Raw genomic sequence first — 15,148 nt, 5'->3', positions numbered from 1 at the left:
GCAACTTCGATGCCGCAGGGGCGTTGCGCACAAATCAAAGAGGAGGATCAGATATGCTCAGGGACAAGGACAGCTCAGCCATCGTTGCAGTTTCCGATATTACGCGGGCCAAAGCGTTCTACCAGGATACGCTTGAGCTCGAGCTGACAGAGGACAGCCAGCAAGTGCTCGTGTTCAGGACAGGAACTACCAATTTGGTGGTCTATGTCTCCGAGTTTGCCGGTACCAACAAGGCCAATGCCGTGGTCTGGGGCGTCGGAGAGGAGATTGAGATCATTGTCGAACGGCTCGGCAATAAGGGGGTGAACTTTGAGCGCTATGACGGCATGGATTTTGCCGATGGCATTCACCGCGACGGCGCGTTTCGCGCGGTCTGGTTCAAGGATCCGGACGGCAACATCCTGCACCTCAACAATATGTAAAACTCGTCGGCGCGTTTAGGGCAAATTGCGCAGAAAGCCCGCCAGGTCGCTGGTGACATGGTGCACATGCGGCCCGGTCGATCGTCCGAGTTCCCAAGCTTCGACCTGCTCATGGCTGAAGTCTTCGCTGGCAACCACCTGAACAGTGACCATGCCCTGTTCGTGCGGCACCACCAGGTTCTTTTCCAGGTCATCGAACATGATGGCCCGGCTCGGATCGATGCCATGATTGGCGAAGAACCCGTCATAGGCCTTTTTGTGCGGCTTGGGCACGAAGGTCATGGCGCGGATATCGTGCACATGTTCGAACAGGTGATCGCCTCCCAGACGCCTGAGCACCGAGCGGGCGTGGCCGGTATCGCCATTGGTCAGGATGAATTTGCGGCCCGGCAGGCAGGCAATGGCCTCGACCAGATCGGGGTGCGGATCGACCGGCGAGTAATCGATGGCGTGCACGGTGTCGAGAAAATGGTCGGGGTCGATGTTATGCTTATGCATCAGCCCGTTCAGCGTGGTGCCGAAATCGCGATAATAGTCCTTTTGCAAGGCACGCGCCTTGGCGAAGTCCAGGCGCGTCACTTCCATTACATAATTGGTGATCAGCGTATCGATCTGCGCGAACAGATTGCACTCACGCGGATAGAGCGTGTTGTCGAGATCAAAGACCCAGTCGGTGACGTGGTCGAGATTTTCGTGGGGGCGGCGTAATGCGGTCATTGGTCCATCATGTCACAATTCGGCAAACGCTGCACGAACACAATGAATGTTGCGGGGCCTTGAGGCCCCGCAATGAGCCTATTTGGTCTTGGCGTTGGCCGTCACGGTGAGGCCCAGCGCCTCAATCAAGCCCGCCGGGTTGGCGGCAGCGGCGGCCAGCACCAGAACCGATGTCGGGGAGGCCGGATTGACCGCCACTTCCAGGTTCTGCGGATCATCGAGGAAGGCCGAGACGGGTGGGACAACGACGTCATTGAGGGCAGTCACGCCGCTTTCGGCAATCATGGCTGGCAGCATGGCCTTCAGGCTCTCCACGAAGGCGGCCCGTTCGACGCCCGACTGTGCGGCAAAAAGGTCGAGCAGCTTGGGCGCCAGGCCCGCATCGTCATAGCGGAGCGACGCCCCGGCAATGGACAGCGCCTGGGCGATTTCCATGCCGGCCATCATCTGCTGGGCCTGGGCTTCTTCGCTCATAGGATCAAGATCGGAGGCCTGCATGGCGTAGATCTTGTCGAGCATGTCGAGGGTGAAGCCGGTAATGTCGGCAGTAAAATTGAGGGCACCGATATCGGCGAAGTCGAGTTTGCTTTCCTCGAATACCATCCGTCCATCGGCCATTGACCAGTTCACCGACTGGGTAATGTTGCCTGAAATCTTGGTCAGTCCCAGCGCTTCGACGATGGCACCGGCTTCCGGCTCCTCCTCGCGCAGGGTCGACAGGTCAGCCCAGATGTCCGTGATGGCAACATCCGAATGGATCGATTCGAGCGCGTCGTTGGCATCATAGGCAAATTCAGAGACCGCTTCCATGCCGGCGATCTTGATGACTTCGGCGCCATCGCGCGTCACGGTCAGCGGACCGGTGGCCATGCGGCCGACCAGCTGCACCAGCACTTCAGCGCTGGTTTCGCCTTCCGGGGGCAGCCAGAGATCTTCGGCGATCATGTCCACCAGGGTCAGATGACCGACATGCTCGTCGCCGAATTCGATGTCGAGATCGGGCGTTGTCAGGCTGTCGGCAAAATAGCTGCCATCGTCATTCTCGACGACACCGGAAAAGGTCAGTTGCGAATCGAGGGCCATGGGGTCCATGCCGGCCATGGTGATGGTCACGCCATCGACCGTAATTGTATCGCCGGACAGACTGGCTTCACCAAAGCTCAAATCATAGCCCATGACCGCATAGACGGACTCGATGCGGTCAATGAATGTCTGAGCGTCGAGCGCCATAGCAGGCTGCATGAAAGCAAAGGCGGCAAGCCCGGTGGCGGCCATCAGGCTGGTATTCTTGATCGTTCTGATCATCGTATTGACGTCCCTCTTATAGTCTTGCGCGTGCCGGAATGGTCCAGTCCTGCAGAAGTGTCGACAGATTGCCCCTTGCTTCGGCAAATGCAATGGCGACATGGCGGAAATAGGTCAGCCCGCTATAGATGCGGTTTATTTCAGCCTAATGTCGGGTGGTTCGCTCAGTCCATATGCAGGAACTGGCGATAGGCCGGGTTCTGTGTCTCGTCCCAATAGGGAAAGCCGATAGCGTCGATATGGGCGAAGAAGTCTGCCCGCGTCTCGGCCGGCACCTGTACCCCCACCAGCACACGCCCATAGTCGGAGCCGTGATTGCGATAATGGAACAGGGTGATGTTCCATGCATCGTTCAGCCCCTCGAGGAATTTGAGCAAGGCGCCGGGCCGCTCGGGAAACTGGAAGCGGAACACCTGTTCATCGGTCAGCCCCGCCGCGCGCCCTCCCACCATGTGTCGGACATGGAGCTTGGCCACTTCATTGTCGGTCAGGTCGGTCACCGCGAGATCGTTGCCTTCGAGCAGGTCGATGATTTCGCGCTTCTCGATATCGCCGCGCGTGAGTTTGACGCCGACGAAAATGCGGGCGCTGTCGCCGGCGCGGTAGCGATAATTGAACTCGGTGATGGCCCTGCTGCCGATCAGGCGGATAAAGGCGCGATAGCTGCCCGGGCGTTCGGGAATGGTCACGGCCAGCAGTGCTTCTGCCCGTTCGCCGATTTCGGCGCGCTCGGCCACATAGCGCAGCCGGTCGAAATTGACATTGGCGCCAGAATTGATGGCGATCAGCGCGCCATCCTTTGGCGCATTGCCGTTTTCGATGTCACGCCGCAGCCCCGCCAGTGCCAAGGCGCCGGCCGGTTCGGTAATGGCGCGGTGATCGTCGAAAATGTCCTTGATGGCGGCGCAGATTTCATCGGCGGAGACAGTAACGATATCGTCGAGCAGATCGCGGCAAAGACGGAAGGTTTCATCGCCCACCTGGCGCACCGCCACCCCATCGGCAAACAGCCCGACCCGGTCAAGCGGCACCGGTTTGCCCGCGGCAATCGCCGCCTTCATACTGGCTGCCTCGTCCGGTTCCACGCCAATGACGCGGATTTCGGGCCGGAGGAATTTGACAAAGCTCGCAATGCCCGCCGCAAGGCCGCCGCCCCCGACCGGGACATAAATGGCGCCAATGGGCTCAGGGTGCTGGCGCATGATTTCCAGGCCGACCGTGCCTTGGCCGGCGATCACATCAGGGTCATCGAAAGGATGCACGAACACGTGGCCGTGCTTTTCTGCCAGCCCTGCCGCATGGGCGCGCGCGGCGTCGAACCCGTCGCCGAACAAGACAACTTCGCCGCCAAGGCGCTTGACCGCATTGACCTTGATGACCGGTGTGGTGGTGGGCATCACCACAATGGCGCGGATGCCCAGCCGGGTCGCGGAAAGCGCTACGCCCTGGGCATGATTGCCCGCCGAGGCGCAGATTACGCCGCGGGCGCGCTCCTCTGCGCTCAAATGGACAATACGATTGTGGGCGCCGCGAATCTTGAAAGAAAAGACAGGCTGCAGGTCTTCGCGCTTGACCAGGATGTCGTGGTCCAGCCGCGCGGACAGAAGGTCCATCTTCTCGAGCGGCGTCTGGACTGCCACCTCATAAACCGAGGAAGTCAGGATCTTGCGGACATAGTCGGTCATCGGTCGGTCTCGGGCGGCTCTTGAGTGTGGCGGTGATGGACGCCTGCTGACAGCAAATGTCAACGCCGGCAGATAGTGGCGCGGGGTGGCGGTTGGTGTCCACAGCGCCGTACCGATTGGGTCAAAGTCGAACTTGACCTGCGACATGAGCCCGATTGTGGCGTAAATGGAGGGAGCTTTCACCGGCATGGCGAATCTGCGCGCGACCGGGGCAACCAAAGGACAAGAACAGTGGCGACGCTCTATTATGTGCAAGGCTTTCGACAGAAGGGCCGGAAGCTGGAGCCTGATCAGCCGCAGCAGTCCAAATCGGCGGAAGCAGCCATCGCATCGGCCGAGCGCATTGCCCCGATGCGCGCCGGGGTGTGGGCCTATTCGGCCGATGTGGATGTCGAGGCCGACACCTATGACGAACCCAAGGTGCTGTTCAAGGCTGGCATTCTGCCCGAAGGTGTTGCCGATTGACTCCGGGTCTCGCCGTGCCGGCGGGATGTATTTTCTGATCGTTTGAATGGGCCGTTTTGGCCCATTCCCGTATTTTGAGGAATAGGCATGTCCACCAGTGAAGCCGGAGCCGCTGCGCTCGCTGACCCGCGCCGCTGGCTGGCGCTGGGCATCCTGCTCATTGCCAATTTCATGAACCTGGTCGATGTGACCATCGTCAATGTGGCGCTGCCCTCGATGCGCGACAATCTGGGGGCAAGCGACGCCCAGATCGAATGGGTGGTGGCCGCCTATGTCCTCGCCTTTGCCCTGGGCCTGCTGCCGTTCGGGCGGCTGGGGGACATCGTGGGGCGCAGCCGCATGTTTCTCATCGGCGTGGCGGCCTTCACGCTGGCCTCAGCACTGTGCGGACTGGCGCCGTCCATCGAGATGCTGATTGGCGCGCGTGTGCTGCAAGGGCTGGGCGGGGCGATGATGACACCCCAGGTGCTGGCGATTGCCACGGTGACCTTCCCGCCGCATGAGCGGGGCCAGGCATTCTCCCTGTTCGGGCTTTCGGCCGGACTGGCCTCGGTCTGCGGCCCGGTGCTGGGGGGGCTGCTGATCGACGCGCAGCTTTTCGGGCTCGACTGGCAGCCGATCTTCCTGGTCAATATTCCCATCGGCATTGCCGCCATCATTGCCGGCTGGTTCCTTATTCCGCGCCTGCCGGGGCATGCGGAACTGCGCAATGACTATGCCGGCATCGCGCTGTTCGGCCTGGGTATTGTCGCGGTGGTGTTTCCGATCATCGAGGGGCGGGCGCTGGACTGGCCGGCGTGGAGCTTTGCCATGATGGCGGCGGGCCTGACGCTGCTTGTGGTGTTCTATTTCTGGCAGAAGCGCCGGGCGCATGCGGGGCAACCGCAATTGCTCAATTACGACCTGCTGGCCAATCGCGACTATATGTTCGGGGCCTTTATCGTCACGGTATTTGCCTCGGGCATTCCCGGCTTTTTCCTGGTGATTTCGCTTTTGCTGCAATCGGGCTTCGGTTTTACGCCGCTGCAATCTGGCCTGACCAATCTACCCTTCTCGGTGGGCGTGCTGATTGCGTCGTTCATCGTCGCGCGGTTCGGAGCGCACTACCTGCGCAGCCGCCTCGCCGTGGCGGCTGGGATGGTGAGCTTCGGCATCGGCTGGCTGCATTTCGTGGTTGCCGGCACGGGCAACAGCATCGACCCCTGGAGCTTCCTGGTGCCGCTGCTGATTGCCGGCATCGGCCTGGGCACCGGCTTCTCCTCGCTGTTCCAACTGGTGTTGCGCAATGTGCCGCCACGCGATGCCGGAGCCGGGTCAGGCGCCTTGCAGGCTTTCCAGCAGGTCGGCGGCGCGCTGGGCGTGGCGCTGGTGGGACAGATCTTCTTTTCCCAGCTTGCAGGCAATCTTGCTGCCGGAGATGGGCCGCAGGCTGCCTTTGGCGACGCTGCCGCCCTGGCGATGTGGTATCAGGTGGTATCCTTCGCCCTTGTGCTGGCGCTGGCGTTTGTCTTCAAGGGCAATCGCCGCGTGACCGAGGGGCAGGAGAACGCCAGGGCTGCCGTCGCCGAGGTTTGAAGCCGTTGCGGGCGTCCGTGCTGCGAGCCGGTTTGGTCAGGCCAGCAATTGCCAGGTCTGGTAGGCGGCCAGTGAAATGACGAGCCCGCCCACAAGGATCATCAATGGCCTGGCGGGAATGATCCGGACCACGAAACCGGCGAGCGGCGCCGCGAGCACGCCGCCGACAACCAGACCGGCGACCGACCAGATGTGACCATATAGGCCGTCGGCCTGTTGCCAGTGTCCGGTGAGGAGCGCGGTCAGAAAGGCGACAGACACCGCGGTGGTGACGAAGAACTCCACCGTGTTGACCGTGCCGACGACGAAGCGGGGAGCCCCGCCCGAACCGATCAGGCTGGAGGTGACGATGGGCCCCCAGCCGCCACCGCCTGCCGCGTCAACGAATCCGCCCGCCACGCCAAGCGGGGCAACATAGGCCGTGCCGTGCTCGCGATAGGGAGCGCGCGCCCTGAAGGCCCTGAACAGGATATAGGCGCCCAGAAGTCCGAGATAGACGGTCACGAAAGGGCGCAGCACCGAGCCATCTATTGAAGTGAGGACATAGGTGCCCAATATGCCTCCGGCAATGCCGGCGGGCGCCAAACGCCAGAACAGGCGCCAGTTCACATTGCGATGACTGATATGGCTGCTGGCCGAGGCGGCGGTGGTGAACATTTCGGCGGCGTGAACGCTGGCCGAGGCCGTGGCCGGGGGGAGGCCAAAGCTGAGCAGCATGGTGGTGCTGACCACGCCATAGGCCATGCCCAGCGCACCGTCGACGATCTGGGCCAGAAAGCCGACGATTGCAAAAATCAGGAACTCTGAACCCAATCCCGCCTCCCTCAGCCGTTCCGGGGAGGTTATCGCAATACTCTATCGTTCAGATAGAGTATTTGGAGCCACTGCTTTGCGTTCGCAGGCAGGCTTTGGAAACAGTTTACCTTTTTTCACGCGCTAGCGGACGATCAGCGTTCCGGCACCGAATTCGGTGAACAGCTCCACCAGCACCACATGGGGCTGCTTGCCATTGAGAATGACGACGCCCTCGACGCCATTGTCGAGCGCCTCCAGGCAGGTCTCCACCTTGGGGATCATGCCGCCCGAGATGGTGCCGTCGGCGATCAGCGCCTTGGCGTCGCGCACGGTCAATTCGGGGATCAGCTTGCCGTCCTTGTCGAGCACGCCGGGCACGTCGGTGAGGAACAAGAGGCGCTTGGCGCCGAGCGAACCGGCAATGGCACCGGCAAAGGTATCGGCATTGATATTGTAGGTGTTGCCATCGCGGCCGGGCGCGACAGGGGCGATCACCGGGATCAGCTCGGAGCGGGCCAGCAGATCCAGCAAGGTGCGGTCGACTTCGATGGGCTCGCCGACAAAGCCGAGATCGAGCACGCGCTCGATATTGGAGCCGGGATCCTTGATGGTCTTTTCGGCCTTTTTGGCAAAGACCATATTACCGTCCTTGCCGCACAGGCCAATGGCCCATTCGCCCTCGGCATTAATCAGGGCGACGATTTCCTTGTTGATCGAGCCGGCCAGCACCATCTCGACCACTTCCATGGTCCGGGCGTCGGTGACGCGCAGCCCGCCTTCGAATTTGGATTCGATACCCAAATTCTTGAGCATCAAGGCAATCTGCGGGCCGCCGCCATGCACCACGATCGGATTGACCTTGGACTGCTTGAGCAGGGCGATGTCGCGGGCGAAAGCCTGGCCGAGCTTGAGATCGCCCATGGCATGGCCGCCATATTTGACCACCACCGTCTTGCCCTCATAGCGCTGCATATAGGGAAGGGCCTGGGCAAGAATGCCGGCATCGTGGCTGAACCGGTCGGTGTCGGAGGCTTGATCGGTCATGGTGGCGGGCAGCTCCCTGGCGTGGCCTTCATCAGGGTGAAGGGTCTATTTCATTTTGCTGTGCTATGAAACGCCATTGCCCAGCTTTTTTGAAGAGCAGTGATCCATTTATTCATTGGCCACGTTCCTCAGATACAGGCCGCGGCACGGCCTTATGGACGGGGAGGGCCCAAGCCCATGCCAAATCAATCGGGAACCGCCGAGATTGCGGACCTTATCGCGCGTTGTTCGCTCCGCGACAGGAAAGCATTTCGCACACTCTATCAACGTACAAGCGCGAAACTGTTCGGCGTGGTGTTGCGTATCTTGAGAAACAGGGCCGAGGCCGAAGAGGCCATTCAGGAGGTCTATATCAAGGTCTGGCAACGTTCGGATCGCTATGTCGCGGGGCAATATTCGCCAATAAGCTGGCTGGTGGCCATCGCGCGCAATCACGCGCTCGACATGGTGCGGGCCAGGCGCCCGGCTGGCGATGATCTGGATACGGCGATGGAAATTGCCGATACTGGGCCAAGTCCTGAGCGGTTGACGCAGTCGAGCCAGGAGGGGGCGCGTATTGAAGCGTGCCTTGCCGAGCTGGATGCCGATAGAGCTGACGCAGTACGCGGCGCGTATCTGGACGGCTATAGTTATGACGAGCTGGCACAGCGCTTTTCCGTGCCGCTCAATACGATGCGAACCTGGCTGCGGCGCAGCCTGATCAAACTGAGAGAGTGTCTGACGGCATGAGCGAAGAACAGGACAGCACTGGCGGTGGCGGTGGCGGGCGCGGCGCGCTGGTGGCTGAATATGTCCTGGGCCTGTTGGGACCAGCCGAACATGCGCGGGTGGAAGCACTGATCGCGTCCAATCCGGCCTTGCAGGCGGAGCGCGATTTCTGGGCCGCCCGCTTTGCGGCTCTCGACGATGAATTTGCCGAGGTGGCAGCCCCGGCCCATGTACTTGACCGGGTCGAGACGCGGCTGTTCGGGCATGCACAAAAGGCCTCGATCTGGAATAGCCTGGCGCTCTGGCGCGGCATCACTGCAGGCGCCCTGGCGGTCGCCGTCGCGGCGATCGGCTTCAATCTGATGCAACCGGCCCCCAGCGTCACGACGCTCACCACACAGCTTGTCGCGGCGCTTGAGGCCGAAGGGAGCGATGTTCGCTTCCTGGCCCTTTACGATGGCGCTGGTGCGGTGCGGTTGACCGCGCTCTCCGGCGAGGTTCCGACAGATCGCGATCTGGAGCTCTGGGCGATTCAGGACGAGCGCGACCCTATTTCCATGGGCGTCATTCCGGTCAATGAGCGCTCGGTGGTGGAACTGAGTGACGAAGTACAGGCCGGATGGGGCGAGGGCTCGGTGCTCGCCATTACGCTGGAACCCAAGGGTGGTTCGCCGGAAGGTAAGGCGACCGGTCCGGTCGTAGCCCTGGGCGAAGTGCGCCAGATCTGAGGCCGTCCTGTTTTGAGAGATGGTGGTGGCCGTCCATCCTTTCTCTCCTGACGCTATTGTTCCCCCCTGGAGGGGAGAGGGGAAGACGGAGCCCAGCCTTGGGGATTAGTCGACCAGCAATTCCACGCTGATCCGATCGTCAAATGACCAGCCGCCAAGGGACAAGATCTCGCCTTCGGCATCACGCACCAGCGGCGCGGTTCGGATGGCTTCGGCAGGCGTGGTCACTTTGAAACCGAGGAAATGCTCCAGGCGATGGCGCGGCATGAAATCGGTGGCGCCAGCCATCAGGCCGCTCGCGTCCGAAAGATTGGTGATCAGAAAGCGCTGATCCCAGACCAGTTTTTGGTGTGGTCCCAGGACACAGGCCTCGGGCAGCGCGCGGCCGGGCTCGCGGGATATCGTCAGCTTCTGCCCCTTGAGCCTTACCACGGCGCCCAGAAGCGTTGTGGCACGCGGCAAATCTCCCAAGGCGATCTGGTCGTAGAGTTTTTCGATCTGGCCCAGCGCTCGCGGCTTCTGCCGCCCGCCGACAATGTTGAGCGTGCGCGCCAGCACGCGCCGGCCAATGGCGGGGCTGAGGGCATGAAAAGCGGCCTGTGGCATGCTGGCCGCGCCAAAGCCGTCCAGCGTCACCAGCTCGACAAAGGCGGCGTCGGCCATCTGGGTCAGAGCCAGGTCGGCCTCGGCCATGCGGGTGGCAAAACGGGCGAGGGTGGCGCTGTCCAGCCCATCTTCGGCCAGCAGAGGCAGGCGCCTGCGCCAGCGGACCCGTTCATAGGAAAGGTCGCCATTTGATGGGTCAGTCACCGGATCAAGTCCGGCCTGCTCGACAATCAGCGCCATGCTGGCCGGCTCGACATCGAGCAAGGGGCGGAACACGGCGACACCCTCGACCTGGCTCAGCGCATTCATGCCCTTGAGGCCTTCAATGCCGCTGCCATGGGCCAGGCGCATCAGCACTGTTTCGGCCTGGTCGGCGCGATGATGGGCGGTGAGCAGCAGGCCAGCACCATCGGCCTGCATGGCCTCGCCGATAATGCGGTAGCGCGCCTGCCGGGCGGCTTCCTGCACTCCTGTCTCGGGCTTCTCGCCGGTCCAGTTCAGACCGCGAGCGGCCAGCCCCAGCTTTTCGGCCTCGCGCAACACCATCTGCACTTCGCCAGCCGCTTCGGGGCGCAGGCCATGATCGAGGCTATAGACGATCAGACGGGGCGGTGAATCGAGCGCGCTGGCCCAGCGCCGGGCCAGCAACATCAGGGCAAGGCTGTCGGGCCCGCCGGAGACGGCAAGCCCGATTGCTGCCTGATCTGCCGCCGGCGCGAACAGGCGCGCCAGAACTTCCGGATCACCCAGATCGGGTGTCAGGCCGGTGGACATTCGGCCTTTGCCTTTTCCTCGGCAAGACGGGCCTGAAAGGCCGGTATGGTATTGGGGTAACGGGTCGAGACTTCGTCAAAGGTGCGGCAGGCAGTTTCCCGCTCGCCCACGCCGGCCAGCGAAACGCCCAGCTTGAGCAGAATGTCTGGAGCGCGTTCGTGATCGGGGTCCTGTTGATAGGCGTCCACCAGCACATCGGCGGCCTCGGCATAGGCGGATCGCGCCAGCATGGCTTCGCCCAGCCAATTGCCGGCATCCACCACCTGCGGATTGTTTGGATAGAGTTCGATGAACTGGCCGAATTGCTGCTCGGCAAAGGCGTAGTCGCCGGCCAGCAGCGCTTCATAGCCGGCCCGGAACTGGGCGTCCGCGTCCGGATTGCCGGTCTGATTGGCGGTCGGGTCATAGCTCAAATTAAGCGGCTCGCCGGTGATCAGGTCGATGCCGCCAGCCTGGCCGGTGCCAACCAAGGGGTCGCCCGATTGACCCAGATCGTCCATGGGCGCACTGCCATCGTCAAAGGTGGGGTCGAATTCGATTTCACCGGGCAGTGGCTGCACGCCCTGCTCGGGAATGTCGGTCAGGGGCACGTCGGTTTCATTGACTGCCGGGTCTTGCGGCAACGCCTGGGGCTGCGTTGCGCCGCCCGCTGGTGTTGCCGCGTCACCGTTTCCCGGGCCACCGCCTTCCAGAGCCTGGAAGCGGAATTCGGCGTCTTCCTGAAAGCGGTTTAGGATTTCCTGCAATTGGGTGAGCTGGAAGGTCAGGCCTTCGATCTGGCCATTGAGCACACGGATCTGCTCTTCAAGCTGCTGGATGCGCACCATGAGCTGGGCATTATCGGCCTGGGCGACCAGAATGCGGCCGCCGTCATTGCTGAAGCTGAGGCCGCTCAATTCGCCCGGTGGCAGCACGGTCTGGGCCTGCGCCGCCGGGGCGCAAAGTCCGAGGCCGAGCGCACACAGCGCCGCGCGGCCAAGTTTCCTGAAATTCCTAAGCGTCACGCCTGCCTCCGAAATGCTGCCAGTGCTGGCCAAGATGGGGATTCTGCGTCCGCGGATAAAGAGCAATTTTGGTCAAAAGAAAGCGCCCGGACCATTTTCTGGTTCCGGGCGCTCTTGCCTCCAGCTTTCACTGGATCGGATGCCTATTGGACGACAGTGACCGCGCGGCGGTTCTGGCTCCAGCAGGAGATGTCGTTACAGATCGCCACCGGGCGTTCCTTGCCGAAGGACTGGCTGGTGATGCGCTGGGCGTTGACGCCGCGGCTGACCAGATAGTTCACCACCACAGACGCGCGGCGGGCGCCCAGGGCAATATTGTATTCGCGCGTGCCGCGTTCGTCGGCATGGCCTTCGATCATGATGCGGTAATTGGCGTATTGGTTGAGCCACTGGGCTTGCTTGTCGAGCGTGGCCATGGCTTCGCTGGTCAGCGAGCTGGAGTCGGTTTCAAAGAAGACGCGGTCACCGACGGTGACAATGAATTCCTGCTGGCTGCCCGGAGCGCCGGCCCCGGTATTGCCGACGCCGGTCAAGCCAACATTGTCGGTGGCGCTGCGCGAACAGGCGGCGATGACCACAACGAACAGCAGCATGGCTGCAGCGCGCAGGGCGGAATTGATGGGTGCGGGGATGACCACGTGAGGCTCCTGAGGGAAAGGCTTCAATCTTAAGGACAGCATTTACCGCGCTTATTCTTAAAACCGGGTGTGCCAGAGTGGTTAATCCCTGCCTAATGGGGCGCGGATGTGGCGGAAATCCTGGCTTTTTTGTGACGTTGCCGTGGCGCAACAGGGAAGAGGGGATCGGGAGATAGGGTTAAGAGCAGCCCGTGATCTTGTGGGGCCCTGTGCTGGCTTATCTTCGCCCCTTCAAGTGCCGATGAAAGAACGGCTCAACCAAGTTTCTTATCTCCGGGTCCAAATTCTCCCGCATACTCTCACTATTCCTCTCGCGTCAGGGCGGCCTGCAGCGACCAGTGGCGGGAGGGACAGCCGGGCGTGGGGCAGTCGCGTGCAGCCGCGGTCTGGGGGTCGGTCGGTGAGAGTTCGTGCCTGCTATCGGTCACAGCCGATAGTTGAAAGCGAGTGCCTGAGGGCGGTCGCGCCGGACAGCCTTCCAAGTTATCTCCTATCGAGAAAACCCGGCGTTCCCGAGACGGCTTTCGTCTCAGTTTTTAGTTTCAGGGACGAAAGCCGTCGCGGGACACCGCTCTCTACCGCATAACCGCGACGCCGTTCTGGCCGGGCGGCGCGCTTTTGCGCACGCTGCGTCTCTAGCCCTCGGTCAGCTTGAATTCGATACGGCGGTTGCGGCGATAGGCCTCTTCGGTTTCGGCCGGGTCCAGAGGGGTGAACTCGCCAAAGCCGGCCGCGACCAGCCGGTTGGGCGACACGCCCTGGGTGACCAGATATTGCGCCACCGAGATAGCGCGGGCTGCCGACAGCTCCCAGTTGGAGGGGAAGCGGGCATTTGAAATCGGGCGGCTATCGGTGTGGCCGTCAATGCGCAGCACCCAATTGATGTCGGGGGGGATCTCGGTTTCAAGCTGCAAGATGGCATCGGCCAGCGAATCCAGCTGGGGCAGGGCCGCCGGATTGACTTCCGCCTGTCCGGCGTCGAACAGCACCTCGGACTGGAAGACAAAGCGGTCGCCGACCACGGTGACGTCGGCGCGGCCTTCGAGAATTTCGCGCAGGCGGCCGAAGAAATCGGAGCGATAGCGGGTCAGGTCCTGCACGCGCTGGGCCAGTGCCAGGTTAAGCCGGCGGCCAAGGTCGGCAATCTGGGTGCGCGATTGCGCGTCCCGGGCCTCGGAGGCTTCGAGGGCAGCTTCGAGCGCGCCGATCTGGGTCCGCAGCGCCGCCAATTGCTGGTTGAGCAGGGCCACCTGGGCATTGGCCTCATCGGAGAGTTGTTCGGCCTGCAGCAGGTCCGATTCCAGCGCCGCGATGGTGTCGTCGCGATCCCCGAGGCCCGCGCCGATGCCGGCAAGCTGGTCGGACAGGGCCTCGTTTTCCGATTGGGCGCCGGCCAAGGTTGCGGTCAGCGTCGCCAATTGGGCGTTGAGGTCGTCGGAATTGGCCCGTTCGAGCTGCAGCAATTCGGTCAGCTCGGCAATCTGGCTGTTGAGCCGGGCCAGGGCCGTGTCGCGTCCCTGGATTTCCTGGCCGAGGAAAAACTGGGTCAGCATGAACAGGGACAGCATGAAGATAATGACGAGCAGCAGGCTCGAAAGCGCATCGACAAAGCCGGGCCAGTAATTGGCTTCCTGTCTGCGGCGGGCACGCGCGGCGGGCATGGCTAGTTCCGGCGCTCGTTGTCGGCTTCGTCGAGCATGGCCTGGATCAAGTCGCGCAGTTTCTGGTTGGTTTCGCCCTGCTCGGTGATGTAGCGGCGCAAATCCTCCTGCTCGGTGCGGATATGCTTGACCAGTCCATCGATGCCGCGGGCCAGTTCGGCCATGGCGCGAATCGCGTTCTGCGAAGAATTCTGGTTCTGCATGTTGGCGCCCATGCGCTCGATCATGGCCTGCATGTCAGCGCCAGCAACGCCCATGGAATTGGCCTGCATGGCGGTGACGGGGTGATCCAGCTCGGTCATCGAGGTCATCCAGTCCTCAAGATCGGTATAGAAGGCATTCTGTGCCTGGCTGGTCTGCAGGTCGAGGAAGCCCAGGATTAGCGATCCGGCGAGGCCGAACAGCGAGGACGAAAAGGCCGTGCCCATGCCGCCCAGCGGCGCGGCAAGGCCTTCCTTGAGATTGGCGAACAGGGCGGCGCTATCGGCCGAGGTGACATCGAGCGCATTAATCACGCCGGCGACCGAGCTTACGGTTTCGAGCAGGCCATAAAACGTGCCCATCAGGCCCAGGAAAACCAGCAGGCCCGTTAGATAGCGCGAGGTGTCCTTGGCCTCGTCCAGCCGGTTGCCCACTGAATCTAGAATGGACCGCATCGAGGCCGGAGTGATGATGGCTTCGCCGATCCTCTCGCGCAGAATGCCGGCGACCGGCGCCAGCAGCACGGGGGGGCGAGCCGAACTGGCGTCGCCATCCTGTAGGGAATTGACCCATTTCACCTCTGGGAAGAGTCGGAATATCTGCCGGAAGCTGAGGAAGATGCCGATGAACAGGGCAAAGAAGATCATCGAGTTGATGAACGGGTTGGCCCAAAAGAACGAAACGATGTTGGCGGCCAGGATGGCGGCGACCAGCCCCACCAGCACCAGAAAGATCACGATTTTGACCAGGTAAACGGTCGGGCTGGCGAGGTGATAGGGGTCGTAAGTCTGCGTCATCTGTCCCGAACCTTGCCCCTCGC

Annotated in this window: 15 protein-coding genes; 5 read left to right on the top strand and 10 right to left on the bottom strand. The window is 62.1% G+C overall.

What is annotated here, in order from left to right:
- Positions 1 to 53: 53 nt before the first annotated feature.
- Positions 54 to 422, top strand: coding sequence for a VOC family protein (locus GO014_RS12650; protein WP_157290692.1), 369 nt, complete (start codon positions 54 to 56; stop codon positions 420 to 422).
- A gap of 15 nt (positions 423 to 437) precedes the next feature.
- Here GO014_RS12650 and GO014_RS12645 read toward each other — a convergent pair whose 3' ends face one another.
- The 3 genes from GO014_RS12645 to ilvA all read right to left on the bottom strand — a co-directional run bounded on the left by GO014_RS12645 (position 438) and on the right by ilvA (position 4,129).
- Positions 438 to 1,139: a pyrimidine 5'-nucleotidase gene (locus tag GO014_RS12645; RefSeq protein WP_157290690.1), complete on the bottom strand. Its 702-nt coding sequence runs from the start codon at positions 1,137 to 1,139 to the stop codon at positions 438 to 440.
- 78 nt (positions 1,140 to 1,217) lie between these two features.
- Positions 1,218 to 2,444 (bottom strand): hypothetical protein, encoded by a 1,227-nt coding sequence (locus GO014_RS12640; protein ID WP_157290688.1) that lies wholly within the window; start codon positions 2,442 to 2,444, stop codon positions 1,218 to 1,220.
- A gap of 164 nt (positions 2,445 to 2,608) precedes the next feature.
- A complete protein-coding gene (gene ilvA, locus GO014_RS12635) occupies positions 2,609 to 4,129 on the bottom strand; it encodes a threonine ammonia-lyase, biosynthetic (protein ID WP_116590075.1) in 1,521 nt (506 codons plus the stop codon).
- A 231-nt stretch (positions 4,130 to 4,360) separates the two neighbouring features.
- Here ilvA and GO014_RS12630 point away from each other — a divergent pair, with 231 nt between their 5' ends.
- Together GO014_RS12630 and GO014_RS12625 are read left to right on the top strand one after the other, a co-directional pair.
- Complete coding sequence (locus GO014_RS12630) at positions 4,361 to 4,594, top strand: hypothetical protein (protein ID WP_104893255.1); 234 nt, start codon at positions 4,361 to 4,363, stop codon at positions 4,592 to 4,594.
- Positions 4,595 to 4,681: 87 nt separating this feature from the next.
- Entirely contained in the window at positions 4,682 to 6,169 is a 1,488-nt protein-coding gene (locus tag GO014_RS12625) for a DHA2 family efflux MFS transporter permease subunit (protein WP_157290686.1), read from the top strand.
- Between the two features lie 36 nt (positions 6,170 to 6,205).
- On the opposite strand, the gene GO014_RS12620 is transcribed toward GO014_RS12625, so the two are convergent.
- The gene (locus GO014_RS12620) at positions 6,206 to 6,982 is read right to left on the bottom strand and encodes a sulfite exporter TauE/SafE family protein (RefSeq protein ID WP_246204599.1); all 777 of its coding nucleotides are present in this window, start codon (positions 6,980 to 6,982) and stop codon (positions 6,206 to 6,208) included.
- A 123-nt stretch (positions 6,983 to 7,105) separates the two neighbouring features.
- On the bottom strand, positions 7,106 to 8,008 hold the full coding sequence (gene argB, locus GO014_RS12615) for an acetylglutamate kinase (RefSeq protein WP_157290684.1): 903 nt from the start codon (positions 8,006 to 8,008) through the stop codon (positions 7,106 to 7,108).
- A 177-nt stretch (positions 8,009 to 8,185) separates the two neighbouring features.
- On the opposite strand from argB, the gene GO014_RS12610 reads away from it, so the two are divergent.
- Positions 8,186 to 8,737 (top strand): sigma-70 family RNA polymerase sigma factor, encoded by a 552-nt coding sequence (locus GO014_RS12610; RefSeq protein ID WP_116590078.1) that lies wholly within the window; start codon positions 8,186 to 8,188, stop codon positions 8,735 to 8,737.
- Positions 8,734 to 9,444, top strand: coding sequence for an anti-sigma factor (locus tag GO014_RS12605; protein ID WP_116590079.1), 711 nt, complete (start codon positions 8,734 to 8,736; stop codon positions 9,442 to 9,444). Before GO014_RS12610 ends, GO014_RS12605 begins: the two co-directional genes overlap by 4 nt.
- 105 nt (positions 9,445 to 9,549) lie before the next feature.
- On the opposite strand, the gene tilS is transcribed toward GO014_RS12605, so the two are convergent.
- The 5 genes from tilS to GO014_RS12580 form a co-directional block, all read right to left on the bottom strand.
- Complete coding sequence (gene tilS / locus GO014_RS12600; protein ID WP_157290682.1) at positions 9,550 to 10,824, bottom strand: tRNA lysidine(34) synthetase TilS; 1,275 nt, start codon at positions 10,822 to 10,824, stop codon at positions 9,550 to 9,552.
- A complete protein-coding gene (gene ybgF / locus GO014_RS19570) occupies positions 10,809 to 11,828 on the bottom strand; it encodes a tol-pal system protein YbgF (protein ID WP_157290680.1) in 1,020 nt (339 codons plus the stop codon). The genes tilS and ybgF overlap by 16 nt, the downstream gene beginning before the upstream one ends.
- A gap of 143 nt (positions 11,829 to 11,971) precedes the next feature.
- Positions 11,972 to 12,421, bottom strand: coding sequence for a peptidoglycan-associated lipoprotein Pal (pal, locus tag GO014_RS12590; RefSeq protein WP_104894906.1), 450 nt, complete (start codon positions 12,419 to 12,421; stop codon positions 11,972 to 11,974).
- 680 nt (positions 12,422 to 13,101) lie between these two features.
- The gene (locus GO014_RS12585) at positions 13,102 to 14,127 is read right to left on the bottom strand and encodes a peptidoglycan -binding protein (protein ID WP_116590082.1); all 1,026 of its coding nucleotides are present in this window, start codon (positions 14,125 to 14,127) and stop codon (positions 13,102 to 13,104) included.
- Positions 14,128 to 14,129: 2 nt separating this feature from the next.
- Positions 14,130 to 15,125, bottom strand: coding sequence for a flagellar motor protein MotA (locus GO014_RS12580; RefSeq protein ID WP_157290676.1), 996 nt, complete (start codon positions 15,123 to 15,125; stop codon positions 14,130 to 14,132).
- Positions 15,126 to 15,148 lie beyond the last annotated feature (23 nt).

Origin of the sequence: Devosia marina, from assembly GCF_009758415.1 — a bacterium.
Lineage (GTDB): Bacteria > Pseudomonadota > Alphaproteobacteria > Rhizobiales > Devosiaceae > Devosia > Devosia marina.
The sequence above is the reverse complement of the archived record's forward strand: the minus strand, read 5'-3'. Positions and strand labels throughout refer to the sequence as shown.

Bases quoted from the DNA above. Each gene is read 5' to 3' on its own strand.
- GO014_RS12650 (WP_157290692.1), top strand. From the start codon at position 54: ATGCTCAGGGACAAGGACAGCTCAGCCATCGTTGCAGTTTCCGATATT.
- GO014_RS12645 (WP_157290690.1), bottom strand. From the start codon at position 1,139: ATGACCGCATTACGCCGCCCCCACGAAAATCTCGACCACGTCACCGAC.
- GO014_RS12640 (WP_157290688.1), bottom strand. From the start codon at position 2,444: ATGATCAGAACGATCAAGAATACCAGCCTGATGGCCGCCACCGGGCTT.
- ilvA (WP_116590075.1), bottom strand. From the start codon at position 4,129: ATGACCGACTATGTCCGCAAGATCCTGACTTCCTCGGTTTATGAGGTG.
- GO014_RS12625 (WP_157290686.1), top strand. From the start codon at position 4,682: ATGTCCACCAGTGAAGCCGGAGCCGCTGCGCTCGCTGACCCGCGCCGC.
- argB (WP_157290684.1), bottom strand. From the start codon at position 8,008: ATGACCGATCAAGCCTCCGACACCGACCGGTTCAGCCACGATGCCGGC.
- GO014_RS12610 (WP_116590078.1), top strand. From the start codon at position 8,186: ATGCCAAATCAATCGGGAACCGCCGAGATTGCGGACCTTATCGCGCGT.
- GO014_RS12605 (WP_116590079.1), top strand. From the start codon at position 8,734: ATGAGCGAAGAACAGGACAGCACTGGCGGTGGCGGTGGCGGGCGCGGC.
- tilS (WP_157290682.1), bottom strand. From the start codon at position 10,824: ATGTCCACCGGCCTGACACCCGATCTGGGTGATCCGGAAGTTCTGGCG.
- pal (WP_104894906.1), bottom strand. From the start codon at position 12,421: ATGCTGCTGTTCGTTGTGGTCATCGCCGCCTGTTCGCGCAGCGCCACC.
- GO014_RS12585 (WP_116590082.1), bottom strand. From the start codon at position 14,127: ATGCCCGCCGCGCGTGCCCGCCGCAGACAGGAAGCCAATTACTGGCCC.
- GO014_RS12580 (WP_157290676.1), bottom strand. From the start codon at position 15,125: ATGACGCAGACTTACGACCCCTATCACCTCGCCAGCCCGACCGTTTAC.